Here is a 25,276-nt window from a genome sequence, read left to right on the forward strand (position 1 = left end):
CAAGGAGAAAATTGCATGAGAAAGAAACTTATCTGTCTGCTGGTAGCGGGGGCTCTGCCGGGTGCCGCGTTTGCGGACTCGACCAGCGCACAGATCAAGGCGCTTCAGCAACAACTCAACGCGTTGCAAAAGGAAGTGAAGGAACTGCGCGCGCAAGTGGCCTCGACGCCCGCGGCGAAGCCTGCTGTGGGCACGGCCACGGCGCCCGCACTGGCCGCCGCCCCTGTCGATATCACGTCGCCCGATTACGGCCGGGCGCCCGCGAATATCAGCAACGACGACCTGACCACGATCAAGCAGCAGATCGCGAATCAGCAGTTGAAGGTCGACTCGCTGGAAGACGCGGCGCAGACGGGGCCGATCGCAGGTCTTTCGGTGACGGGCTATATCGACCCGACATACATCTATAACCGCGCGCAGAGTTCGTCGTCGTTCCTGTTCGCGAACCACGAGAGCGCGTACAACTACTACAACAGCACGTTCGGCGATCTGTATCTCGACATCAAGAAGACGTTCGGCGTCGGGCCGATGGCGCCGTCGGCGGAAATCACGTTGATGCCGAACCGCGGCAACGGCATCACGCTGCTGCAGAACTCGCATGGCGACATTGGCAACAACATCCTGAACACGGCTGTCGTCAATGTGCCGCTGACGGGCTCGACGACCTTCGTCGCGGGTTTGATTCCGAGCTTTGGCGGTTATGAAGTGCAGCAGTCGAACCAGATGCTTACGCTCACGCACAACCTGCTGTATGACTTCTCCGATCCGGGCAGCTACGTCGGCGTCGGCGCGAACTATACGGCGGGCAACTGGGCGTGGAAATTCTTTGTCGGCAACGAGCAGTACCGCACGTACGGTGCCGTCACGCAGACGGGCACGAATGCGTTGGGCGACCCGATCACGACGAGCAACAAGATTCCGACGTTTACCGCACGCGCCGACTATACGTGGTCGAGTGCGCTCGATATTGGCGGCTCGTTCAACATTGGCCGTCAGACGCTACCGAGTGCCGTGGATCCGACGACGGGCAACGTGACTTACGGCGTGGGCGGCCAGGCGCCTAGCTCGGGCGGGACGTTCTTCTTTGGCGAAGTCGATGCGACTTATACGCTTGCGGACGTGCAGTACAACGCCGAGCTCGACTATGGCCAGCAGCAGAATGCGGCATATAACGGCGGCCAGGCGCAGTGGTATGGTCTGTCGCTGCTCGCGCATCGCAAGTTCAATTTGCCGGTGGTGGGTCGGATGGGTGCGACTGTGCGGTATGACTTGCTCGTCAATAGCAAGAATGGTGGCGGCGGTGGTGGGATTGCTTTGAATTCCAATGGTATGGATGTGAATAATGGCTTTGGTATCGGCGCTGACTGCCTGGCCAATTCGCAGGCCAATGGTGGGCTTGGGTTTGAGTGCAAGGGGGCTAACCGTCAGGATGTCGCGCTCGATCTGTTGTTCTTCCCGACGCAGCAGATCACCGTCAAGGTGGAATATCGCCATGACTGGGCGAATCAGAAGGTGTTCTTGAGGAATGATGGGTCGTATAGCAAGTCGAATGATTTGCTGGCGACGCAGTTTATTTACTCTTTCTGAGGGTGCTTTTGATGTCTGCGACGCTTTTTTGTTCTTGGTCCGCAGGGAGCGTTGCGGGCATCCGCGTGATGTTATTGGTTCGCGAGCGTTGCCCCTGTGCGGGGCCGTATGTGCTTTGTCTGCGACGGTTGGTTTGGTTTGGTTTGGTTTGGTTGGTTTGGTTTGGTTGGTTTGGTTTTTTGGGGCTTTTCGATGGCATCCGCGTTTTGTTAGCGTGCTTCAGGCGTCGCCCCTGTGCGGGGCGGCACCTACTTTTCTTTGCCGCCGCAAAGAAAAGTAGGCAAAAGAAAGCGGCTCACACCGCCAGTTCGTGTTCCTGCCTGAGGGCCCCCAACCGGTCTTATGCTTCGTACGGCGACGCTTCTGTTCGCGCTCGTTGCCAACGCTTTGAATGGAAGCCTCACCCGCTTCAGACACCCGCATACGGGCGAGCGGCAGCGAATGGATTGTGCCGCCAAGGTGGCAAACTGTGTGTAGGTTGTCGCGTCGTATAAGTTAGCGCTCTTACAGGGTGGAGCTCATGCGCTAGCGGTCCGAAGTGAGGCGTTTGGAGTACTTTGGCCTACACACAGTTTGCCACCTGGGCGGCGGTGGGCTAACTGGTACGGCATGCTGTAATGCGGGCGCGTGAAGCGGGTGAGGTGTATAGAGAGAACGTTGGCAACAAACTTGAATAGGCGCGTTGCCGTGTGAAGTGTAAGAACCTGTGGGGGCCCTCAGGCAGGAACACGGGCTGGCGGTGTGAGCCGCTTTCTTTTGCCTACTTTTCTTTGCGGCGGCAAAGAAAAGTAGGTGCCGCCCCGCACAGGGGCAACGCTTGAAGCACGTAGGCAAATCGCGGATGCCCGTAAAAGAGCAAACCACGGATGCCAACGCAAAGCCATAAAAACCAACCCATATGCGCAGCAAAAAAAACCAAATGCCAGAAAAACTCACAAACCAACCTCACACCGCATCCTGGTACGCAGCAACGACCAACGACCAAACGCACCATCCACGTCTGGATGAAAACCTGACCGTCGACGTCTGCATAATAGGCGCCGGCCTGACCGGCATATCCACCGCATTGAACCTCGCCGAACGCGGCCACAACGTAGCGGTGCTGGAAGCATCAAAAGTAGGCTGGGCAGCAAGCGGCCGCAACGGCGGCCAACTGATCGGCGGTTTCGCCTGCGACATCGACACATTCGCGAAGTACATGCCCGACGCCGACGTCCACCGCATATGGGAAATGGGCCAGGAAACGCTAGACATAGTGAAAGACCGCGTAGCGAAGCACCACATCGACTGCGATCTGACGATGGGCTACCTCACGGCCGCCAACAAACCCAAACACGTAGACGCCCTACGCACCTTCCGCGATGACGCAAAAACACGCTTCAACCACGACCGCTATCGGTATATCGAACGCGCGCACATGGACCAGTACGTGCAATCGTCCCGCTATCTCGGCGGCCTTTTCGACCCGGACAGTGGCCACCTGCATCCCCTCAACTACACATTAGGCCTCGCCCGCGCAGCCGTCGAAAACGGCGCCCGCATCTACGAAAACAGTTGCGTCACGACAATACGCACAGAAAACGGCACCCACGTAATAGAAACAGCACAAGGAACAGTGCGCGCCAAATACGTCGTGCTAGCCTGCAATACATGGCTCGGCGCGCTCGCACCACAAGTGTCCCGTAAGATCATGCCCGTCGGCACCTATGTCATCGCCACGGAACCGCTCGACCCCGCCCGCGCTGCCGCGTTGATGCCCGCGCGCGCCGCCGTCTGCGACAGCCGTTTCGTGCTCGACTATTTCCGCCCCGCTCCCGACAACCGTCTGCTGTGGGGCGGCAAGGTCAGCTATTCGACTTTCGAGCCACGCAATCTCGGCGAAGCCATGCGCCGCGACATGCTAAAGACCTTCCCGCAACTCGCCGATGTCAAAGTGGACTACGCATGGGGCGGCTTCGTCGACATCACGATGAACCGCGCACCGCATTTCGGCCGCCTCGCGCCGACCGTCTACTTTGCGCAAGGCTTCTCGGGACATGGCGTCAACACAACCGGGCTCGCCGGCAAGCTGATCGCAGAAGCCATTCATGGCCAGGCGTCGCGATTCGATCTGTTCGGTAAAATCCGCCATCGCGACTTTCCCGGCGGCGCAATGCTGCGCACCCCCGCACTCGTACTTGCAATGGCCTGGTATCGAATGAAGGACTGGCTCTGATGACGGAAACACTCGACCGCCGCGCGGACGCGCTGATCCGCAACTCGTACTATGAAGCCACCGTGTCGCGCCCGCTCGCGGACGACCCGATGCTGGAAGGCTCGCTCGACGTCGACGTCTGCGTGATCGGCGCGGGCTTCTCCGGATTGTCGGTGGCACTCGAATGCCGCGCACGCGGGCTTTCCGTCGTCGTGCTCGATGCGCATCGCCCCGGCTGGGGCGCCTCGGGACGCAACGGAGGACAGATGCTCGCCGGTTTTGCAAAAGACGAGATCATCGAAAAGCAACTCGGACTCGAAGGCGCGCGCGCTGCGTGGGCGTTGTCGATCGATGCCGTCAAGCTGGTGCACGATAGGATCGGGCGCTATGGAATCGAATGCGATTTCACGCCGGGCTTCATGACGGTCGCGACCAAAGCGAAGCGCGTCCCCGATCTGCGCGCGTGGATGGATGCCGCGACGAACCGCTGGGGTCATGCGCATCTGTCGTGGGTGGATGCCAGTGAAATGCGCGAGCGCATCGCGTCGGAACGTTATCTGGCAGGCGTCTACGATGCGTTATCCGGCCATCTGCATCCACTCAAGTATTGCCTCGGTCTCGCCGATGCGGCGCGCCGCGAAGGCGCGCAACTCTTCGCGCACTCACCCGTGCTCGAAGTCGTGCGCGGCGCACGGCCCGTGGTGCGCACCGCGACGGGCGAAGTGCGCTGCCGCTTCGTCTCGGCGTGCGGCAACGCGACGCTCGGCAATGTGTTGCCCGCTGCAATCGCCGCGCGCATCGCGCCCATTGCATCGTATATCGTCGCGACGGAATCGCTCGGCAAAGCGCGCGCCGATGCCCTGATCAAGAACCGCCCCGCGATCTGCGACAACAACTTTTTTCTCGACTACTTTCGCGTGTCGGCGGATCACCGCGTGCTGTTCGGCGGACGCGCAAGCTCGACGGGCGCATCGCCTTCGCAACTGACAGGCGATATCCGCAAGCGCATGCTCGCCGTTTTTCCGCAACTCGCGGATACGAAGATCGAATTTGCGTGGGGCGGCTTCGTCGATATCACCCGTAATCGCGCGCCCGATTTTGGCGCGATCGATCCGAACTACTTCTATGTGCAAGGTTTTTCGGGTCACGGCGTGGCGCTGACGGGCATTGCGGGGCGCGTCATTGCAATGGCCATGTCAGGCGACATGGCGGCGTTCGACCTGTTCTCGCGCATCCGGCACGCGCGCTTTCCGGGCGGCCCGGCGCTGCGCGGGCCGGCGCTGGAACTGGGGATGCTCTATCACCGGATTCGCGAGCTGTTCTGAATCGCATTGCAGCACGGCTTGCACATGACAGACCGGGTTCACTAAAGGCAGAATGTGCACCTCACCCTCGATGCGGCACACCCGCATTGAAGGCTTACCGTAACCCACAACCCGTTACGACGAGGCGTCGATGACTGCCGTACTCACTTCTGAAATCGCATCGAAATTCGCGGGCCTCGCGCTGGCTCACCTCACGCGCGAGTATCCGAACAAGCTCACGCATTCGCTCGCCGGGCCGCAGGACGTGCAAGATCCGCGCGAGCTTCACCCCATCTTCTACGGCAGCTATGACTGGCACTCGTGCGTGCACGGCTACTGGTTGCTGTTGCATCTGATCGAGCGCTTTCCCGATCTGCCCGAAGCGCCGCGCATCGTCGCCGTCGTCGACGAGCACTTCACCGCACAGAACGTCGCAGGTGAGCGCGCCTATCTCGACCTGCCGCATAACCGCGGGTTCGAGCGCCCGTATGGCTGGGCGTGGCTGCTTGCGCTGTCGGGTCAGGTCGCCTCACTGAAGCTGCCGCAAGCCAATCGCTGGACGCAGACCATCGAGCCGCTGACGTCGGCTTTCGTCGAACGCTTCGAAGAGTTTTTGCCGAAGGCGACGTATCCGCTGCGTGTCGGCACGCATTTCAACACGGCCTTCGCGCTGGCGCTCACGCTCGACTTCGCGCATCGCACACAACGCGATTCGCTTGCGCGCCTCGTTGTCGATACGGCGAAGCGCTGGTATCTGAACGATGCCGGATGCCAGGCGTGGGAGCCGTCGGGCGACGAGTTTCTTTCGCCGTCGCTGATGGAAGCGGAGTTGATGCGCCGCGTGCTGCCGCCTGCCGAATTTGCGGGATGGTTCGAGCGCTTCCTGCCCGATCTCGCGCAACGTCAACCCGCAACGCTGTTCGTCCCCGCCACGGTCACGGATCGCAGCGACGGCAAGATCGCACATCTCGACGGGCTGAACCTGAGCCGCGCGTGGTGCCAGCGCTCGCTGGCGCGCGCGCTGTCGAATGACGATCCGCGCCGCGCCACACTGTTCGAAGCCGCCGACATTCATCTGGAAAGCGCGTTGCAACATGTCGCGGGCGATTACATGGGCGAGCACTGGCTCGCCACGTTCGCAACGCTCGCGCTCGAAGCGTAGCGAACATACGAACCTGGCGTTCGCTACCAACCCGCCGCGCAATGAAAAATGGCCAGTGTCTGCAAAGACACTGGCCATTCCGTTTTTTAACCCGTAAAACAAGCGCGTTGCCGATCAGCGGGAGATCTCTTCGAGCGCAACACCGCGCGTGCGCGGCCCCATCACGCCGATCACCAGCATCACGATCGCCATCGCGCCCGCAATGAACACGAACACGCCCGTCGAGCCGAAGTACTTGAGTACCGACGCAATAAAGAACGCGGTGAAAATCGCCGAGAAGCGGCTCCATGAATAGACGAAGCCCACTGCACGCGCACGGATGCTGGTCGGAAACAGCTCTGCCTGATAGGCGTGATAGCTATACGACATGATATTGCTGCCCAGCGTCAGCCCGACGCCGAGACAGATCAGCATCGCGGCCGCCGTCGTCTGGCTGAACCACAGTCCGCACACGATGATGAGCGCCGCCATCGCGACGATCACGCTCTTGCGCTCGTACTTGTCCGCGATGAAGAGCCCGATGATAGGACCCACGGGCGCCGCGAGCGCGATGACGCTCGAATAGGCAAGGCTCGTCGTCACCGTAATGCCCTGCTTGATCAGCAGCGTCGGCACCCAGTTCGCGAAGCCATAGAAGCCGACTGTCTGGAAGATGTTGAAGATGCTCAGCATCAGCGTGCGGCTGCGATAGGGCGGCACCCACATGTCGCTGAAGCGTCCGCTCGGAGGCACGGGAACGGGCGGCGCAGCGGGCGGCAGCGGCCTGCCGTACTCGGCCTCGACCTTCGCTTCGAGTGCCCGCATCACGCGGTCCGCTTCGTCGACGCGCCCTTGTTGCGCGAGCCAGCGCGGGCTTTCGGGCAGATTGCGCCGGATCCACCAGACGAACAGCGCGCCGTGCGCGCCGATCAGCACGACCCAGCGCCAGCCATCGAGCCCGAGCGGCGCGCGCGGCACCAGCATCCAGGCAAGAAACGCGACGACGGGCACGGCCATGAAGCCCACCGCCTGTTCGCATGCGAATGCACGGCCGCGAATATGCTTCGGGACCAGCTCCGAGATGTATGTGCCGATCGTCACCAGCTCGACGCCTATGCCAAGGCCCGCCATGAAGCGCCAGAAGTTTAGCCCCGTGGCTGTTTCCTGAAACGCCATGATGACATTGGCGACCGTGTACCACAGCAGCGAATACGTGAAGATCGCGCGGCGGCCGAAACGGTCCGCGAGAAAGCCACATGCGATCGTGCCGATGAACAGCCCGAGAAACAGCGTCGCGATGAAGCTCGCGATGCCCGTCGTGCCGAACAGCCCCTGCGTGGTCGACGTGAGAATGCCGCTCTTGACGATGCCGGGCGCAACGTAACCCGTATAGAGCAGATCGTAAAGCTCGAAGAAAAAGCCGAGGCTCAGCATCACGACGAGCTTCCATACCGAGCGCGTCGCGGGCAAGCGGTCGAGCCGCGCGCTGATGGTGCCGGCGTCGATGGCGGCGTGTGACGCTGCGGGCGCATTTGCCTGCGTGGTCCCAGGCTGCGGGATGCCCGCCTGGTCTTGCGTTGTCATTGTTCTGTCTCCTGTGTCGATGGCCCGCCGCGATTCCGGATGCAGGCCAGGCTCGCATTGTAGCCGCGCATCGGCTGGCAGGCCTTAGTTGCCTTCCTGCAGCATCACCACGCCTGCACCGGCCCGCTGCAACAGACGCCGGCTGCGTACCGAGAGATTGGTCAGGCGCAGGCGCTTGCCAAGCTTCGCGTAGCGCGCGTGCAGGGCTTCCAGTGCCGCAATCGCGGAATGATCCGCACAATGCAGATGGCGGCAATCGAGCGTCACGTTGGCAGGATCGTTATGCGGCTCGAACAGTGCATGAAAATGCGCGGTCGATGCGAAGAACAGCGTGCCGCGTGGCGCGTGGGTCGTTTCGCCCGATGCGTCGTCGAGCGTTTCGCTGCGAATCTCGCTCGCGTGCTGCCACGCGAAGTTCAGCGCCGAAATGACGATGCCGCACAACACGGCCGTCGCGAGATCGGTGAACACCGTGATGACCGTCACGGCGACGATCACGAGCGCGTCGCTGCGCGGCACCTTCTTCAGCGCGCGCAACGAGCTCCACGAGAACGTCTGCTGCGCGACGACGAACATCACGCCGACCAGCGCCGCGAGCGGAATGCGTTCGATCAGCGGCGAGAGAAACAGGATGAAGAGCAGGATCATCACGCCGCTCGTCACGCCCGACACCCGCGAGCGCCCGCCTGAGCCGAGGTTGATGACGGTCTGGCCGATCATCGCGCAGCCGCCCATCGCACCGAACAGGCCCGACACGATATTTGCGGCGCCGAGCGCAATGCATTCGCGATTCGGCTGGCCGCGAGATTCCGTGAGTTCGTCGGTGAGATTGAGCGTGAGCAGCGTTTCGAGCAAGCCGACCATCGACATCAGCGCGGCGTACGGAAAGATGATGCGCAGCGTGTCGAGATCGAGCGGCACGCCTGGCATGCTGAATTCGGGCAAGCCGCCTGCAATGTGCGCCATGTCACCGAGCGTGCGCGTCGGCAGATGCAGCAACTGGCTCAGTACACCCACACCGACAATCGCCGCAAGCGCAGGCGGCACCGCTCTCGTCAGGCGCGGCAAGCCGTACACGATTGCCATCGTCAATGCGACGAGTCCGGCCATCAACCACAGCGCTTGACCGTGCAGCCATACGTTGCCTTGCGGCGAGGCCTGCCTGAAGTGCTCGAACTGCGCCATTGCAATGATGATCGCGAGGCCATTGACGAAGCCGAGCATCACGGGATGCGGCACCATCCGGATCAGCTTGCCCAGACGCAGCGCGCCGAACAGCATCATCAGCAGTCCGCCCAGCACGACGGTCGCAAACAGATACTGTGGACCATGCTGCACGACGAGCGCGACGATCACCACGGCCATCGACCCCGCCGCGCCCGAGATCATGCCCGGGCGGCCGCCGAACAGCGCGGTGATCGTGCAGATGAAGAACGCGCCATACAGGCCCATCAGCGGATTGAGGTGCGCGACGAGCGCGAACGCGATGCATTCGGGCACGAGCGCAAACGATGAAGTCAGGCCGGCGAGCACGTCGCCGCGAAGCGAGGAAAGACGGGAAACGTTGAAACTGCGATCTTGCATCTTGTTGTATGAATGAATCGGGTGCGCGCTCGCGCAACGATTAATTGCGGGAGCACAGGTGAACGGATTGCGATGCACCCTGCTTGTGCATGACGGACATGGCGTACACGGACGCCGCGTCGTCGACCGGTCCGCAAGCCAGATGGCGTGCGGATGGGCACAAAGTTGGACGGGATGGAAAGGCGACAGGCTCGTGGCGGCAAGGCCGCGCCGGACACCTGATGTGCGCGGCTCTCGCGCAGCGCACGCGATTTTACATGGTCAGCGGCTCACACGCAGTGGCACGCGGCGAAGGTGGCCGGCCGTTTAGCGGTATTCGAAATCGTCTGCGGTAATCAGCACGTGCGTCGCGCCCTTCGCGAGCGCCTTGCGCTCGGCGACGGCGGCGATACGGCGCAGGCCGTTGCCGAACGCTTTCGTCAGATGCGATTCGTCTGCCCCGCGTTCCAGCCAGAAATGCTGCTCGAGCGCATCGCGCGTAATCGCGCACCCTATCGCACGCTTTTGCACGACGATATCGAAAGTCACGGCCTGGCCGTTAGTCGAAAGCGCAAAGTTGCTTAAGGACTGTTCCATGTTCAGCCTCTCGTGAACTGCGATATACCTGTGTTTCGTGTTGCTTTCATGAACCAGGCGACAATATTCCCGCACTCAAACTATCTCATTCCGTTCGGCATCGATCAGTTCGGGCGAACCCTCGAAGCATCCCAAGGCAAACGTTTGTGCGGCCGGCGCGCGTGGCGTTCGCAACACGCAACCATTAAAAAACGTGCGACATGTTCGCATTTTGAAGGCCATCGTGCAGTTGACCCCTGCTGTCAGACAGCCGCTTTCGCAAGCAGTTTCGTGCGAACTTCACGACGCGTATCGCAGCGTTTCCGTCTGACGAAAACTTTGCGCGCGAACGAATCGGCGCAACGCGTGCCCGCTTCGTCAAGCATACATCGCAATCGTTTGCGCCATATGTCACGTTGCATCTAATAGAGCAATCCATGCGATCGCAGAAACTCGTATGATCGAGGCTCTCAAAAGAACTCATACGAATAGTCGATGAAGCATCCGCGCTGGACGGGACTTGTCTATCTGCTGGTCACGGCAACGGGATGGGCGCTCAACTGGCCCGCCATGAAAGTTCTGCTGCGCGAGTGGCCGCCGCTGTTTTCGCGCGGTGTCGCTGGCGTGACGGCGTCGGTTCTGCTCGCCGTAGTCGCCGTGTGTGTGGGAGAGCGGCCACGCGTGCCGCGCGAGTACGTGCCGCGCCTGCTGCTCGCGGCGGGCACGAATGTGTTCGCGTGGATGGGCTTTTCCACACTGTCGATGAAATGGCTGAGCGTCAGCGAAGGCGCGCTGCTCGTCTACACGATGCCCATCTGGGCCATGCTGCTCGCGTGGCCGGTCCTGTCGCGCAGGCCGTCGAGCGTGGAATTTCTCGCGCTGCTGCTCGGGCTCGCGGGCGTCGTCGTGTTGCTCGGCGGGCGCGGCGTTGCGTTCGACGCGGGCAAGATTGCGGGCATCGCGTTCGCGCTGCTGGCGGCCGTGCTATTCGCGCTCGGCACCGTGATTGCCCGCACGCCGATTCCCGTCCCGCCCATCAGCCTCGTCGCGTGGCAGGTCGGACTCGGCTGCGTGCCGATGATCGTCGCGGGGCTGCTGATCGAGCGCCCGCAACTCGCGTCGCTGCACGCGGACGGCTGGGCCGTGCTGATCTATATGACGCTCGTGCCGATGGGCGTGTGCTATCTCGCGTGGTTCGCGACCTTGCGACATCTGCCGCCGCAGATCGCGTCGATCGGCATGCTGCTGGTGCCGATCATGGGCATCGTCGCGGCGGCGCTCGCGCTCGGCGAGCCGCTTGGCTGGAAAGAAGCCCTGGCGATGGCGCTCACGTTGAGCGGCGTCGCGCTGGCGCTGCGGCGCAAGGCGCCGCTGACAGAACCCGAATGACGACTGACGCTATGGCTTTTCGAGAACGTCCTTGAGCCGCTCGACAGCTTCGTCCGACTCGGCCTGGATCTTCGCGCGCAGCAGCGCCGCGTTCAGCAAGGCGAACCAGAGCGTTGGCGAACGGTACGTGAAGGTGCGCTCGAACTGCGTGCCGTCCTTGCCGTTCGTATTGGAAGTCAGCGCGTAGCTGACCGTGCCGGCTGGGCGGCCTGCTATCGTGCCGTCGATCGTCCATTTCTCGGGGCGTTTGCGTTCGACGACCGTCCACACGACCTCGCCACGCCGCCCGGCGACGCGAAATTCTTCCGTGGTCTGCTCGCCGATACCCAGCGAATGATCGGTCGCGCCCGACACGGACAGCGACGACGGATGCCATGCGGGCCAATGCGCCGGCGTGGTCACGTAGTCGAAAACAGCCGTGTTGTCCCGCTCGATAGGCATCACGGTGACGATGCGCGTCGACAGATCGAATGCGCGCGGCAGCGGAATGAACAGCACGCCGATCGCGGCCGCCAAGCAGGCCACCATGACGATTGCTCGCAGTAGCGCTTTCATTGCAGTTCGCGCCTTGCGGGCGCTCGTCCGAATGATGAGGTGGTTTCCTTCGCAGCCGCGTACGGGATTGCGGCTTCGCTGCCGTTCTTACTGGTACTGTATGTTAGCGGCGTGGCCGCGCCAATGAGGATCGACGCGCGCCCTCGACCTGTCGCAACGTCAAATGGATACGACCGATGCAAGCCCATCCTCTCCGCCTTGTGCCCGGCCAGGACCTGCGCGACACGCTGGAAAACACGGTGCGTCAGCTCGGCGCGACGGCTGCGTTCGTCGTTCAGGGCATCGGCAGCCTGAGCGTCGCGCAGTTGCGCTTCGCCGGCATCGACCAGCCGAACGAACTGCGCGCCGACCTGGAAATCCTGACGCTGGCCGGTTCCGTCGCCCCCGACGGCGCGCATCTGCACATGTCGGTCTCCGACGCCGAGGGCCGCGTGTTCGGCGGACATGTGGCGCGTGGCTGCATCGTACGAACGACCGTTGAAATTTTGCTCGCGCTGCTTCCCGATCATGCGTTCTCGCGCGAAACCGACCCGCAGACGGGTTTCATGGAGTTGTTCATCCGTGACCGGCCGCGCGGCGGGTAGCGGCGAGAGCCACACGGGCCCGCCAGCACGCCTGGAACGTTCTTCGCTTGTCTGTTCGATGGGTCACCGTCCCCACAGTGTAGGAGCGTGCGCCGCAATGCCTTACACTTGTCGGGTCGGAAACACATGGTCACTAATCAGTTGTTCAAGGAGGGAAACGTCCGTGGCAAATGAAAAAATGTTGGCGCAGATTTCTGATAAGGCGGGCTTCATCGCCGCGCTCGACCAGAGCGGCGGCTCAACGCCTGGCGCATTGCGGCAGTACGGCATCGAAGAGAACGCCTATAACGGCGATGCCGAAATGTTCAAACTGATCCACGACATGCGCGTGCGCATCATCACCGCCCCCGCATTCACGGGCGACAAGGTCATCGCGGCGATTCTCTTCGAAGCCACGATGGACGGGCAGGCGCAAGGCAAGCCAGTACCTTCGTTTCTCTGGGAGGACCGCGGCGTCGTGCCGTTCCTCAAGGTCGACAAGGGGCTCGAAGCGGAGAAAGACGGCGTGCGTCTGATGAAGCCGATCCCCGGACTCGACGCATTGATCGCGTGCGCGGGCAAGCTGGGCATCTTCGGCACCAAGATGCGCTCGGTCATCGAGCAGAATTCGCCTGCGGGCATTGCGGCCGTCGTCAAGCAGCAGTTCGAGTACGGCGCGCAAATCGATGCGGGCGGCCTCATGCCGATCCTCGAACCCGAAGTGTCGATCAAGACACCCGACAAGGCCGGCGCCGAGAAGACGCTGCGCGACGAGATCATCAAAGGCCTCGACGCGCTGCCCGCCGACAAGCAGGTCATGCTCAAGCTGACCATTCCCGACGTCGCCGATTTCTACCAGCCGCTGATCGATCATCCGCGGGTGTTGCGTGTCGTGGCGCTATCGGGCGGTTATACGCGGACTGAAGCATGCAAACTGCTTGAAAAGAATCACGGCATGATCGCGAGCTTTTCGCGGGCACTCATCAATGACCTGAAAAAGCAGATGAGCGACAGTGAGTTCGACGCGAAGTTGGCCGAAGCCATCGACGAGATTTACGAAGCTTCCGCCGTCAAGGTCTGAGCGATATTTGCGGTGTTTCTGATGAAGCCGCGCATCCGGGCATGCGCGGCTTTGCTTTACCTTGCCTTATCGTGATTAGCGCGCGTCACGTCAATGCGCGGTCGGTGGGACGTCGGGGTCGACATAGTCGCTGCGCGAAACCCAGTAGGGATCGCGGTTGTAATACGTATGCAGCGATTCGCCCCATTTGGAATCGGCCATGCTCGGCCAGTGGTCCTTGTCGAAGCCCGGTTCGTCTTTCAGAAGCTGCGCGGTGATATCGACGTGGAAGCACTTCTGGTCGGTATCGAGCGTGAGTGCGCTCCACGGAATGGCGTGCAACGTGGCGCCCATACCGAGAAAACCGCCCTCGGACAGGACGGCATACGCGATGCGTCCGCTGCGCACGTCGAGCATGATGTCGGAAATCTTGCCGACATGTTCTGCATCGGACGAATACACCTTCGTTCCATCGAGCGTCGCCGCCGCCATCACCTCCGGCCCCGGACCTTCACCGACGCCGCCGCCGACAATCCCGGCACCACCCGTTCTGCGCGATTGCGGATTGATTGAGCCCATGTTTGCCTCCTATGAAAGTGAGCGCATGAAGGCGCGCAATGGCCGTTCCTGCTGCAATTCGACTGAAAGCTTTACCTCTTTCAGCAAGCGATGCGTCATATTTCCCGAAAGCAGTCTCCCGGTGCGACAGCCTGCCGCACCACTGCTGCGCTGAAAATGCAGTCAACTGCTTCTTACGCCGCCCCGCTCGGCCGCCTACGATTGACGCATCAAAACGCGTGACTTACGCAACCGGCGGGAGAACTGAAATGGCTTTGCTCAATATGATGCGGATGGTGTTGTGGAGTTTCTTCGGCGTGCGGCGTGGCGCTGCGCACGAAGCCGATCTCGCGAGCGTCAATCTGCCGTTGCTGCCTGTCATGGCTGTCGTGCTCGCGCTGTGCTTCGGCGGCCTTCTCTTTGCATTCGCCAGAATCGCCGTTACGGTTGCGCATTGACGCCTGGCTGTACGCTCAGGTCGCCTGCGTGATCAGTTGACCGAGCACCTGCACGGCGCGTTCGATATCGGCATTCCACGGATGCCCGAAGTTCAGCCGCACGCAATGGCGAAAGTTGCGCGACGCGGAAAAGATAGGTCCAGGCGCCAGGCTCACGCCCTGTTCGATCGCCTGTCTATGCAACGTCAATGCATCGACGTGCTCGGGCAATTCGAGCCAGACGAAATAGCCGCCTGAAGGACACGTCCACCTCACGCCTTTCGGCATCGCACGGCGCAGCGCGAGATTCATGGCATCGAGTTGCGCGCGCAACGCGGCACGCAGTTTTCGCAGATGCCTGTCGTATCCGCCATGTTGAAGATAATCAGCAATGCCCGCCTGCACGGGAATGCTCGCCGATAGCGTCGTCATCAGTTTGGCGCGCTGTACTTTCTCCGCAAACTTTCCCGCAGCGGTCCAGCCAATCCGGTATCCCGGCGCAAGCGTCTTCGAGAAAGAACTGCAATGCATGACGAGTCCTTTCCGGTCAAAGGCGATAGCCGGCAATGGGTAATCCGCCTGAAAATGCAGTTCGCCATAGACGTCGTCTTCGATTAGCGGCACTTCATAACGCGCGAGCAGTTCGACGAGCGCTTTTTTCTTTTCGAGCGGCATCGTCGCGCCCGTCGGGTTCTGGTAATTCGTCATGAACCAGCACGCGCGAATAGGCTCTTTCTCCAGCGCTTGCGCAAGCGCTTCGAGGTCGAGGCCCGTTTGCGGATCGACGGGTATTTCGACTGCGCGTAGATCGAGTCTTTCAATAGCCTGCAGCGCCGCATAAAAGCCAGGCGATTCGACGGCCACGACGTCGCCGGGACGCGTCACGGCCATCAGGCAAAGATTCAGTGCTTCGAGCGCGCCGTTCGTGACGACGATTTCATCGAGCGGTTGCGACAGGCCCATGCCGAGATAGCGCAGCGCAATCTGCTGACGCAAAGCCTCGTTGCCCGGCGGCAAATCGACGACGGTACTCCACGGGTTCATGGTCCGCGATGTTTGTGCGAGCGATCTGGAAAGACGTTGCAGCGGAAATAGCATCGGTGAAGGAAAGGCCGAGCCTAACGGCACGACACTCGTATGCTTTGCCGCCTCGAGCACGCTGAAGACGAGTTCGCTGATATCGACCTTTGCGGACTCCGTGAGCGCACGCTTCGCGGTCGCTTCCCGCGTGTCGCGGACGGCTGCGCCCGGCGCGACGTAATAGCCGGAGCGCTCCTGCGCCCGAATGAGGCCCCACTCTTCCAGCAGATAGTACGCACGAAACGCAGTCGATTGACTCACGCCATGTTGCGCAATGACCTGCCGCAGCGAAGGCATGCGCGCGCCGACGGCAAGACTGCCCGAGCGTATTTCGGCCGCCATCGTATTGGCGAGTGCTTCATATCGGTTCATTGATTGCGCGTGGCGGGACGCTCATGACACAGAGCTTTTTATACTAATCGGTACACGCCTGCGCAATCAACTGACATCAACGCTTCTTGTGCCGCATCGACAGAAATACGATCGACGCGGACACGGCCGCCACAATCGACGCGCCCGCGAATGCACGCGCAAAGCCTTCGCCGTAACTCGACCGCGCGATATGAACGAGTGCATCCAGCGATGCCGGCGGGTACAGCGCGAACGCACGCATAAAATCTCCCGCCATCACACGCTCGGCAAAGCCTTGCACGACGGGGAGATGTGTCTGCGTCATCTGTGCCGTCAGCGCGGAGCGCACGCCTTCAGCCAGCACGGCGCCCAGCCCGGAGAAACCGAGCAGAATGCCCGTGAATCGCGAGGTCGTGCTGATGCCCGATGCCATGCCCGCGCGTTCGCGCGGCACCGTGCTCATGATCGCCTTCTGCGTCTCGCCGTTCAGCAGGCCGCCGCCGCTGCCGAGCAGCGCCATGGCGACGATCAGCCACGCCTGACTCGTGCTGCGCGCGGCGACCATCATCGCGAGATTGCCGCATGCGACCACCGCGAGACCGAGCGTGAGAATCTGCCGCGAGTCCATATACGCTGCGAGCTTGCGTCCTAGCTGCGGCAAGATCAGCATGGCCAGCGCGAAAGGCAACATGCCCGCGCCCGCGACAAGCGCGCTTTCGCCACGCGCGTTTTGTAAAAACAACGGCAACAACGAGGCCATCACCTGCGCCGACGACGCATAAGCAAACATCGCCACGATCGCGCCGACGAAAGGTAGCGAGCGGAACAGCGCAAGATCGAGCATCGGATGCGCGCGCCGGCTTTCCACCCACACGAACAGGGCGAAAAGGATCACGCCGGCGCATGCGCGGGACAGCGCCTGCGTGCTCAGCCATCCTCGGTCGGGTCCAAGAATCAGCGCCCACGTCAGCGAGAACATCGCAGAGGCGAAAAGTGCAATACCGGGCAGATCGAGCGAGCGCGGCGTCGGATCGCGCGATTCGTCGACGATTCGCACGACGCCCGTTGCCAGCAGCGCGCAGATCGGCACGTTGATCGCAAACGCCCAGCGCCAGCCGAGCCACGCATTGATGACGCCGCCTATCAGCGGCGAGAGGACCATCGTCAGCCCCATAATGCCGCCCCACACCGCCCAGGCTCGCGCGCGTTCGCGCTCATCATGAAACGCGTGGCCGATGATGGCCAATGCCGGCGCAAGCAGGAAGGCCGCGCCGACGCCTTGCGCAGCGCGCGCGACGTAAAGCAGCTCGGCCGTCGGCGCAACGCCGCATAAAAAGGAAGCGGCCGCGAACAACGCAATGCCCGTCAGAAACACGCGCTTGCGCCCATAGCGGTCGGCAAGCGAGCCAGCGGGCAACAGCAGCGCGGCGAAGCACAACACATAGGCGCTGATCACCCATTCGATATCGGCGAAAGACGCGTTGAGATCGCGCGCGATGGTGGGCAGGACGATGCCGACCACGTTGGTGTCGAGCACCGTCATCGCGCAACCCATCGAGGCGATGAGTAGCAGCGGCGTGCCGCGAGAAACGGAGCGGGAAGCGGTAATCGAACTCATCGGACGGACCCGGCGGGAAACCTGCGGAAAGGAAGCCTGTATTTCACCAGTTTTCTCTATTCCGTTCATTGCCGGTTATGTTCAATATAATTAGTTTCTACCTAATAGCCGGAATGGTCGCGTCATGGAGCTGAGGCATCTGCGTTACTTCATCGCCGTCGCCGAGCGGCTGCATTTCGCGCAGGCTGCGGAAGCGCTCGGCATTGCGCCGCCTACGCTCACGGTGCAGATCCAGGAGATGGAGCGCGCGCTGCAGACACAGCTGTTTCGCCGCACGCGGCGTTCGGTTGCGCTGACGCCCGCCGGCGAAGCGTTTCTCGCCGAAGCGCGCGAGACCATCGCGCAGTTCGAGCGGACGTTGCACGTCGGCCAGCGCGCCGGGCGCGGCGAGCTGGGGCGTATTCATATCGGGTATGTCGGCTCGGCGGCGTTTTCCGGCATCTTGCAGAAACAGTTGCGCGCGTTCCGTAAGGCGCGGCCGCACGTGCTCGTGCAGGTCACCGAGCACCCGATGGGCGAGCTGCCCGCGCTATTGGAGGAAGGCCGCATCGACGTCGCGTTCGTGCGTATGCCCGTAGACTTGCCGCCGTCGCTGCGCGCACACGTGCTGGCGCGCGACGCATTCTGCGCGGCGCTGCCTGCCGAGCATCCGCTGGCGGCGGCCACCGGGCCGATCAAGGCGCGCGCGCTGGCGGGCGAAAGCTTCGTCGTGCCCGAACAGGAACTGGGCACCCGGGAGATTGCGCGGCGCGGCCGGTTCAACCCGCGCATCGTCAGCGCGCCCGGCACGCTGCTGGCCGTGTTGACTCAGGTTTCCGTCGGCGTGGGCGTCGCCATCGTGCCCAATGTGCTGACGCGGGTCGTCAATCTGCCCAATGTCGTCTTCAAGACGCTGGCAGGCGAGCCGATCGCATCGGAAGTCGCGGCTGTCTTCCGCAAGTTCGAGCATTCGCCCGCGACGAAAAAGCTCATCGCCCAGATGACAGGCGCGCCGGATCAGTAGTTTCCCGGCTTTTGCGCCGTTCGCGACCTATCATGGGAGAACGATCCCGATACCCGGCGTCCCTCGCCTCCACGGTTTCGCACAAGTTGGACTGGATCGTTCCTTGCTGCGCAGCAACGAAGCGAGCGCCCTACACCGCGCCGCCTGGCCCTGGACCGCGAAGACATCGCCCGGAAGCCGGCGCCAGCGAGCGTTCGTGAATTTCATCTGGCACTCACGGAGAAATCAAATGACCATCGAATTCACCAGCCGCCGGCACGTCGTGGCCGCATCGCGAGTCGCATTTGAAGCGACCGTCGAAGGAAAAGAGGTATGGTGCAGCGTATCAATCGACGCCCTGAATAACCATTTCGGCAATACAGGGACGTCGTCGCATGATCTGATCACGACGTTCGAGGGTAATCGCAAGACGATCGAGGATGCAGCGCGCCGCGTGCTGCAGCGAAATGGGGGACAGTCGGTTGAGCTGGAAACGCTCGACTTTCACTAGGCCAATTTGAAGGAGAGCACGCGCCGGAAAGCAAGGACGGCGCGTGCAGTGCCGCCGAAATTGGGCGGCACGCATCGCAAAGAGCCATAAAGGCGAAATGACTCACGCATAAAAACACGGTCACCGCGGCCTGACGCATTGCCCAAGATGTTCGGCAAAAGCGTGCTGGCTTCGCCACCAGGCAAAGATGCTTTTGGCCGGAAAGAGGCGAGAACGCAGTCTCACCCCTTCCCGATTCTTTTCGCCATTCTTACGCGCGCGGCTTTCTTCCTGCCTTTTTTGCTCCAATCTTCTTTCTCGCAACGCCATTCATGCCCGCGGCTTTTGCTCCGGCGACCAGGAACTTGCTACGGTCTTTTTCGCCTGCCAGCCATGCGGGTGCAGGACCACGGCCACTCCACGTCGCACCCGTTTCGGGGTGGCGATACTTCGCCGGTTGCGGTCCCTTCGGTTGGCCATTGCCCGTGCCGTGCTTCACGGCGACACGCGTGGCAGCCGGAGCGGACGCGCCCGCCACCAGGTACTTCGAACGGTCTTTGACCGCGGCGATCCATGCAGGCGCACGGCCATGCCCCGTCCATGTTGCACCCGTTTTAGGATCGGAGTATTTGGCTACGCCCTTGGTTTGCACGCCTGCCGACTTCAGCGAAGGACGGCCACGCTTTTTGCGGCCGAGATGCGCATCGATATCAGCCGTAGTCAGATTGTGCTTTGCCATCAGTGCGCGAATGCCTTCGAGCGCAGCCGTCGACTTTTTCGACGCAATGGCTTCCGCCTGGGCCTGAAGCTTTTTTATCTTTGCCTGAAGTGCCTCGAGTGTAGCCATATTGAAACTCCTGATTGAAGATATCGGCACTATGCCATGGACCGGTCATATATGGCTAGAGTTCATCTATTACATGAAAAGACACGCGCGCGCCGTTGTACTGCGTGAGTGACTCCCATTGCTCAAACGAAGCCCCAATTGCCAGGATTTATCTGGTGTACGACAAATGTCAATTGGCTTGCTCGATGTTGACTGTCCAATTACTCATGCTATCCATAAGACTTTTAAAATTCCACGTCCGAAAGCGCTGACACACCAATCGGAATAAGCGCGTTGTCCTTCTACTGACAAAATCGGCCCTCGAGAGCGTGACTCTCTGTGCAAACTGCCGTCACCGCGATAACTACATCCAATTGCGTACGCAATAAATTCACGTTTACTACTTCTTTTTCCTAATTTGCCTCAATGCTATGCACGATGCGCGAATGCAAAAAGGCCGGAGCCTGTCATCACAGGCTCCGGCCTTTTGGTTCAACTCAGAACTGACTGCAGTCAGCGAATCGGCATGCGCCGCCCCGAATACAACGATTAATGATGCGAGAACGTGATGCCATTCGCATCGGCACGCACGCCAGCTTGCGACACGCCATTCGCTGCGCCGCCGACTCCGCTTTGCTGCGTCGACGCCGCCTGTTGCGCGGCCAGACGCGCTTCGGCAGCCTGAATATGCGTGGGATAACTATTGCGATCGTCGAGCGGGCTGTAACCGGTGTTATGCAATTGCACGAGTTCTTCGCGCACCTGAGCTCGCGTCACAGGTTGATTGCTCTGCGCGAATGCAGAGAGAGGCGCGCTGACGAGAGCGGCGACGATAACGAATTGACCGAGCGATTTCATGGCAACTACCTCCGGATCTGTCTGTCGGGTTGCGCGAGAACGGATGTTCTGCAACCGTTGAACCGAGTGTAGAGGCGTGGCCGCCGCCGATAAATACGTGAGGCTCGAATAGATCTTTCAGGGAATTGCTACAATCCGCACATCATGATTGGGCCGCCGCGCCCCCCGACGCGACGGCCCGTCATGCCGCGCAAAGCCGTCAGCCGGCCAGCTTACGGAACGTTTCGAGCACCGCGTCGCCCTTGAACGGCTTCACGATCCAGCCCTTCACGCCTGCCGCCTTGCCGCGCTCCTTCATTGCGGGACTGCTTTCCGTCGTCAGCATGATGATGTTGACGCTCGCATTGGCGAGTTCGCCGCGAATCTTTTCGGCCATCGTCAGACCGTCCATATTCGGCATGTTCACGTCGCTGACCACCAGACGGATGCCCGGCGATGCCTTCAGCTTCGCGAGACCATCCTTGCCGTCCACTGCCGTATCGACATCGAGACCGTTCTTCCTCAGAAAACCCGCGACTTCATCGCGCACCGTGCTCGAATCGTCCACTACCAGAACCTTCGCCATTGCTCACCCCGTCGCGCCTTTCATACGGCGCATTGATTGAAAATGTGCTCTCTGCGTGACGCGCAGAAGCATTTAGAAGAGTTCGAGCTCGCCCGTGCTCTCCTCGGCCTCGTTCACATGCGCGACGAAATCAACGGGCGAACTCGCGCACATGCACAGCGTCGCGCCCAGTTGTACGTTTGCGCCGATGCTCACGCGAAAAGCCGCGAGATAGCCGGGCTTCAACTCCGTCAGATAAGGCACGCACGCGCCGTTCAGCTGATATGGCGTCGACATCCCGAGATCCGGGAAGAACTCGACCAATTGCTGATTGATCGCGCCACAACACAGATTGCCGACTTCCATCAATGCTTCCGCCAACGAGCGCTCTTCCGAGTCGCGCAGAAAGTAGTCGCGGGTTGCCTTGTCATCGTTGAAATGCAGCACGAGCAGAAAACGGAATGCGATCGATGAAATGGTCAGAACCACGATATGGCTCGCAAGCGCGGTATTGGCCTGCTGCGAGTCGAGCGCCGTGATTTCACATGCGTCGCTGGAATCGACAGGCAAACGCGTGCGCGCGGAATGCAAAAAGATCCGCTCGATACTGTCTTTCGCTTGCTGACTGATCACGTCGTCGCCTGCTCTAACCGGGATTGAATCTGACCGGCAAGCGCCTCGACGCTCGCCAGCGACGCAGCAATCATCTTGCCGCCCGCCTGAATGTCCTGAAACGTGGCCGTCGTGATCAGGTCATTGCGGTTCAGGCTGTCGTGATAGCTCTTCGACAGTTCCTGCGAGCGTGCCGCCAGCGCGCGCACTTCGCTTGCGACGATCGAGAAGCCGCGGCCCGCCGCGCCCGCGCGCGCCGCTTCAATTGATGCATTCAACGACACGATCAGCACGTGACGCACGATCGACGAAAGTTCATTGTTCTTCGCGTGCATGTCGTGGTTCTGCGCCATCAGCGAGATCATCTGCTCATGCCAGCGCTCGAACGTGGCGGACAGATGCCGCAGACGCCCTGCTTCCGTTGAAAGGCGCGTCGCCTGCTGCAGCCACTCGTCCTTTTGCAGATGCAGCGCATTCAACGCCTCGCGTGCGTCGTCCGCCGACACCGACTGCTGCGCGAGATCGTCACGTAGCGTATCGACGAGCGCGTGCAGTTCGTGCGCCTGCTGCTCATGCTGCCGGACCTCGGCAGTGTGGCGCGCCTCGGCCTGCGCGAGTGCAGTGTTCTGCGACGCGAGCGCCGACTGCGTTTGCGTAGCGGCCCGCTTCCTGTACCACCACCGATGCGCGAACAAACCTGCCAGCGCGCCCCACGCGACGCCCGCCAAGGCCGCCGCAATCACATACTGATCAACCACAGCCTGTCCCCGTCGTGCTATTCGAAATGTGCATTCGCCTGAATCGAACTCACTGTTTGCGCGGCATCATGCATCGACGTGCCGACGCTATCGACAGCGCAGTTCTCCGGCAGATAGACGATCGTCTGAAACTGGCGGAAGTCGGCGCCCACCTGATCGTCCGTGAAGCGCAATTCGATGCGTCCGCCTTCGCGACGAATGAAGTCGCGCACCGCATCCATGCCGACGCCGCGGCCCGACACTTCCGTCACGTTCTGCGCAGTCGAGAATCCCGCACGGAAAATGAACTCCGCCACGGCTTCGTCGCTCAATTGCGAATCAGGCTGAAGCCAGCCGCGATCGGCGGCGATGCCGCGAATACGCGACAACGCAAGACCGCGTCCATCGTCGCTCAACGTGATCTGCAATGCGCCTTCGGCGACACCCACTTCGATATCGATGACGCCCGCTTCCGGCTTGCCGAGCGCAACTCGCTGTGCGGCAGGCTCGATGCCGTGATCGACGGAATTGCGCAGCAGATGCATGAACACGTTCTTGAGCATGCTGCCCGCCTGCGTGCGAACGCGATAACCGTTGTCGTCGATCCGCACGGCGGGCACGGCCTTGCCAAGCTCGGCGGCCAGCGAAGGCAACGAGTGCAGCACGCCGGCCAGCGCTTCTTCCACTTTCTCCGTACCGAGCAGGCGCAATGTTCTGCGTACCGAATCGCGCGCTGCCAGCAGATCGAGCATGTCAGCCGGATTTGCCGCATCGAGCAGACGCAGGCTTTCCTGAATATGCTCGCGATCCACCATCAGATAACGTTCAGCGCTGCCGACACGGCCCGCCTTGCGTCGGCCGAGGCTCACTTCGTTGATCGTCGCGTAGTGCTGCAACGCTTCCTTGACGCGCGCCAGTTCGGCAATGAGTTGTTCCTGATCCCATTCGTGCGCCGCCTCCGGTTGGCGCAGCGCGTCGTAACGCTGCTCGGTTTCGTGCACGATGCTGGTCAGATGCTGGAGGCTATAGGTCCGCGCATTGCCCTTGATCGTATGCATATTGCGGAACAGTTCGGCGACAGCCGGCTCGCTGACCTGTGCATGCTGACGGATGATGCGCTCGTTCTCGTTGATGAAGCCCGTGGCACTCTCGACGAAATGGTGGAACTTCTCCTCGCTCACCGAGAGAATTTCGCCGATCATTTCGAGGCGGCGCTTCTGCTCGCCCGCTTCGGCGGCAAGCTGGCGCAATTCGGTCACGTCACGCACGCACAGCATCAGGCGCATGACCGTGTCGCTTTCGTCAGTGATTGCGGACCAGCTCAGATCGAGCGTCTTCACGCGACCGTCGGGCATCTTGCGCGTCAGTTCGTTGACGAGCAGATGCTGGTTGAACTCGAAGTTGATGCTGTCTTCGCCGATACACGCCAGCACGGCTGCTTCGACTTGCGACACGGTATCCGAACCCAGGTCGCTGTCGGCGAAGACGAGGTCCATCAGCGCACGCCCGGCGATATCCTTCGTTTCGAAGATTGCTTCCAGATAGGCCGAGTACTCCGAGTGAATCATCGCGCCTTCGACAACCGTCAGAATGCCCTGCTGCATGTTCTGCAACATCGCCTGAATATCGGCGGTCTTCTGTTTCAGTTGCGCGGAGCTTTGCTGGATCTTCTCGATCATGCCGTTGAACGCGACGATCGAATGACCGATTTCATCCATCCGGCCAACGGGCACGCGGCGCGTGAAGTCCTGGCTCGATGCGATCTCGCTCATCATCTCCTGCATGCGCGAAAGCGGTCGCGTAATCTGCCGGTATAGCAGCAGGCCAATCGCGATCAGCACCAGAATCGCCGCGCCCGATGCGCTGCCAATTGCCGTCGTGGTCGTCGCGAGTCCTGTATTCAGTGCGTCGATGGCGTCGTCTTTCTGGCGGTTCTTTTCGATGCGCAGCGTTTCGACGATGCCTTCGAGTTCGTCGCGGTACTGCGCGACGTTCGCAAACAGATAGGCCTGGGCGAGGTCGTTCTTGCCTTCGGCCTTCATTTTCGCGGTGTCGTTGATCGCCGCGAAGTAATTGGCGAGACTGTCGCGCGCCTGCGTGACGAGCCCTTCCTGCGCGTGGCTCGCCGCGGCTTTCGCCTGCACGTCGAGTGCTTCGCGCAGCGATTTCTCTTTCGCCGCGAGTTCTTTTTGCGCCTGCTCGACCATATTCGCGTCGGGCGAATAGACGAGTGTCATCGTCGCGAGTTGCACGTCCTTGACTTGAGAGACAAGATCGGCGGAAGCCAGCGCGCTCGGCACGACGCCCTGCGTCACCTGCCGGACGTCGGCGGCACTGCCGCGAGTCTGATAGACAGCGTATCCGCCGATCGCCGATAAGGCGACCAGCATCAACACCACCAGTAAAGTGATGCGGTGACGGATGGTCATGTGGTATTCCCCGTGGTCTGTCACTGCTAGGTGGCAGTGCTGCCCGCTCTGAATTTGTCAATTTGACGGGCGACGGGATTATCGTCGGCGGGTCGTGACGAAGCTGTGACCGCCGCGCATTCTTCTGGGGATTAAAAGACGCAATAGAACATGGAGTCAAATGATTCTAAAGTTCTCGCATTGGCTGCCGTTAACCGCGTCACTCCGATTTCGATGCAGCCGCAACCTGCTTCCCGAC

Annotated in this window: 23 protein-coding genes; 10 read left to right on the forward strand and 13 right to left on the reverse strand. The window is 61.3% G+C overall.

Annotated features, from left to right (window positions below; all coding sequences use genetic code 11):
• Window positions 1–15 precede the first annotated feature (15 nt).
• From PPGU16_RS21285 to PPGU16_RS21300, 4 genes are all read left to right on the forward strand, one after another.
• Window positions 16–1,587 (forward strand): DUF3138 family protein, encoded by a 1,572-nt coding sequence (locus PPGU16_RS21285; protein WP_180724734.1) that lies wholly within the window; start codon window positions 16–18, stop codon window positions 1,585–1,587.
• Window positions 1,588–2,506: 919 nt separating this feature from the next.
• On the forward strand, window positions 2,507–3,802 hold the full coding sequence (locus tag PPGU16_RS21290; protein WP_180725168.1) for an NAD(P)/FAD-dependent oxidoreductase: 1,296 nt from the start codon (window positions 2,507–2,509) through the stop codon (window positions 3,800–3,802).
• A complete protein-coding gene (locus PPGU16_RS21295; RefSeq protein WP_180724735.1) occupies window positions 3,802–5,106 on the forward strand; it encodes an NAD(P)/FAD-dependent oxidoreductase in 1,305 nt (434 codons plus the stop codon). The genes PPGU16_RS21290 and PPGU16_RS21295 overlap by 1 nt, the downstream gene beginning before the upstream one ends.
• Window positions 5,107–5,236: 130 nt before the next feature.
• Window positions 5,237–6,247 carry a DUF2891 domain-containing protein gene (locus tag PPGU16_RS21300; RefSeq protein ID WP_180724736.1) on the forward strand — a complete coding sequence of 337 codons (1,011 nt, stop codon included), beginning with the start codon at window positions 5,237–5,239 and terminating at the stop codon, window positions 6,245–6,247.
• 114 nt (window positions 6,248–6,361) lie between these two features.
• Here PPGU16_RS21300 and PPGU16_RS21305 read toward each other — a convergent pair whose 3' ends face one another.
• From PPGU16_RS21305 to PPGU16_RS21315, 3 genes are all read right to left on the reverse strand, one after another.
• Window positions 6,362–7,810, reverse strand: a complete 1,449-nt coding sequence (locus PPGU16_RS21305; RefSeq protein WP_180724737.1) for an MFS transporter — start codon at window positions 7,808–7,810, stop codon at window positions 6,362–6,364.
• Between the two features lie 84 nt (window positions 7,811–7,894).
• Window positions 7,895–9,394 (reverse strand): SulP family inorganic anion transporter, encoded by a 1,500-nt coding sequence (locus tag PPGU16_RS21310; RefSeq protein ID WP_180724738.1) that lies wholly within the window; start codon window positions 9,392–9,394, stop codon window positions 7,895–7,897.
• A gap of 306 nt (window positions 9,395–9,700) precedes the next feature.
• Window positions 9,701–9,970 carry a DUF1488 family protein gene (locus PPGU16_RS21315; protein ID WP_007745560.1) on the reverse strand — a complete coding sequence of 90 codons (270 nt, stop codon included), beginning with the start codon at window positions 9,968–9,970 and terminating at the stop codon, window positions 9,701–9,703.
• Window positions 9,971–10,444: 474 nt separating this feature from the next.
• On the opposite strand from PPGU16_RS21315, the gene PPGU16_RS21320 reads away from it, so the two are divergent.
• Window positions 10,445–11,338 (forward strand): DMT family transporter, encoded by an 894-nt coding sequence (locus PPGU16_RS21320; RefSeq protein ID WP_180724739.1) that lies wholly within the window; start codon window positions 10,445–10,447, stop codon window positions 11,336–11,338.
• Between the two features lie 9 nt (window positions 11,339–11,347).
• On the opposite strand, the gene PPGU16_RS21325 is transcribed toward PPGU16_RS21320, so the two are convergent.
• Entirely contained in the window at window positions 11,348–11,893 is a 546-nt protein-coding gene (locus tag PPGU16_RS21325; RefSeq protein WP_180724740.1) for an SRPBCC family protein, read from the reverse strand.
• A 176-nt stretch (window positions 11,894–12,069) separates the two neighbouring features.
• On the opposite strand from PPGU16_RS21325, the gene PPGU16_RS21330 reads away from it, so the two are divergent.
• Both PPGU16_RS21330 and PPGU16_RS21335 read left to right on the forward strand, forming a co-directional pair.
• Window positions 12,070–12,477: a PPC domain-containing DNA-binding protein gene (locus PPGU16_RS21330; RefSeq protein WP_180724741.1), complete on the forward strand. Its 408-nt coding sequence runs from the start codon at window positions 12,070–12,072 to the stop codon at window positions 12,475–12,477.
• 163 nt (window positions 12,478–12,640) lie between these two features.
• Window positions 12,641–13,537, forward strand: a complete 897-nt coding sequence (locus PPGU16_RS21335) for a fructose bisphosphate aldolase (RefSeq protein WP_180724742.1) — start codon at window positions 12,641–12,643, stop codon at window positions 13,535–13,537.
• Between the two features lie 90 nt (window positions 13,538–13,627).
• Here PPGU16_RS21335 and PPGU16_RS21340 read toward each other — a convergent pair whose 3' ends face one another.
• The gene (locus tag PPGU16_RS21340) at window positions 13,628–14,095 is read right to left on the reverse strand and encodes a PRC-barrel domain-containing protein (RefSeq protein WP_180724743.1); all 468 of its coding nucleotides are present in this window, start codon (window positions 14,093–14,095) and stop codon (window positions 13,628–13,630) included.
• A 248-nt stretch (window positions 14,096–14,343) separates the two neighbouring features.
• Here PPGU16_RS21340 and PPGU16_RS21345 point away from each other — a divergent pair, with 248 nt between their 5' ends.
• A complete protein-coding gene (locus PPGU16_RS21345; RefSeq protein WP_180724744.1) occupies window positions 14,344–14,532 on the forward strand; it encodes a DUF2970 domain-containing protein in 189 nt (62 codons plus the stop codon).
• A 15-nt stretch (window positions 14,533–14,547) separates the two neighbouring features.
• Here the strand turns inward: PPGU16_RS21345 and PPGU16_RS21350 are convergent, their stop codons facing one another.
• Together PPGU16_RS21350 and PPGU16_RS21355 are read right to left on the reverse strand one after the other, a co-directional pair.
• Window positions 14,548–15,963, reverse strand: a complete 1,416-nt coding sequence (locus tag PPGU16_RS21350) for an aminotransferase-like domain-containing protein (protein WP_180724745.1) — start codon at window positions 15,961–15,963, stop codon at window positions 14,548–14,550.
• A 76-nt stretch (window positions 15,964–16,039) separates the two neighbouring features.
• Window positions 16,040–17,560: an MFS transporter gene (locus tag PPGU16_RS21355; protein WP_180724746.1), complete on the reverse strand. Its 1,521-nt coding sequence runs from the start codon at window positions 17,558–17,560 to the stop codon at window positions 16,040–16,042.
• 124 nt (window positions 17,561–17,684) lie between these two features.
• Between PPGU16_RS21355 and PPGU16_RS21360 the strand changes: the two genes are divergently transcribed.
• Window positions 17,685–18,563: a LysR substrate-binding domain-containing protein gene (locus tag PPGU16_RS21360; RefSeq protein ID WP_180724747.1), complete on the forward strand. Its 879-nt coding sequence runs from the start codon at window positions 17,685–17,687 to the stop codon at window positions 18,561–18,563.
• A gap of 229 nt (window positions 18,564–18,792) precedes the next feature.
• Window positions 18,793–19,053, forward strand: a complete 261-nt coding sequence (locus PPGU16_RS21365) for a DUF1488 family protein (protein ID WP_180724748.1) — start codon at window positions 18,793–18,795, stop codon at window positions 19,051–19,053.
• Between the two features lie 250 nt (window positions 19,054–19,303).
• Here PPGU16_RS21365 and PPGU16_RS21370 read toward each other — a convergent pair whose 3' ends face one another.
• The 6 genes from PPGU16_RS21370 to PPGU16_RS21395 form a co-directional block, all read right to left on the reverse strand.
• Window positions 19,304–19,879: an H-NS family nucleoid-associated regulatory protein gene (locus PPGU16_RS21370; protein ID WP_180724749.1), complete on the reverse strand. Its 576-nt coding sequence runs from the start codon at window positions 19,877–19,879 to the stop codon at window positions 19,304–19,306.
• Window positions 19,880–20,407: 528 nt separating this feature from the next.
• The gene (locus PPGU16_RS21375) at window positions 20,408–20,716 is read right to left on the reverse strand and encodes a DUF4148 domain-containing protein (protein WP_180724750.1); all 309 of its coding nucleotides are present in this window, start codon (window positions 20,714–20,716) and stop codon (window positions 20,408–20,410) included.
• A 199-nt stretch (window positions 20,717–20,915) separates the two neighbouring features.
• Window positions 20,916–21,281: a response regulator gene (locus PPGU16_RS21380; RefSeq protein ID WP_180724751.1), complete on the reverse strand. Its 366-nt coding sequence runs from the start codon at window positions 21,279–21,281 to the stop codon at window positions 20,916–20,918.
• A gap of 72 nt (window positions 21,282–21,353) precedes the next feature.
• Entirely contained in the window at window positions 21,354–21,893 is a 540-nt protein-coding gene (locus PPGU16_RS21385; protein WP_180724752.1) for a hypothetical protein, read from the reverse strand.
• Entirely contained in the window at window positions 21,890–22,630 is a 741-nt protein-coding gene (locus PPGU16_RS21390; RefSeq protein ID WP_180724753.1) for a methyl-accepting chemotaxis protein, read from the reverse strand. Before PPGU16_RS21390 ends, PPGU16_RS21385 begins: the two co-directional genes overlap by 4 nt.
• A 17-nt stretch (window positions 22,631–22,647) precedes the next feature.
• On the reverse strand, window positions 22,648–25,038 hold the full coding sequence (locus PPGU16_RS21395; protein WP_180724754.1) for an ATP-binding protein: 2,391 nt from the start codon (window positions 25,036–25,038) through the stop codon (window positions 22,648–22,650).
• Window positions 25,039–25,276 lie beyond the last annotated feature (238 nt).

Origin of the sequence: Paraburkholderia largidicola (genome assembly GCF_013426895.1) — a bacterium.
GTDB lineage: Bacteria > Pseudomonadota > Gammaproteobacteria > Burkholderiales > Burkholderiaceae > Paraburkholderia > Paraburkholderia largidicola.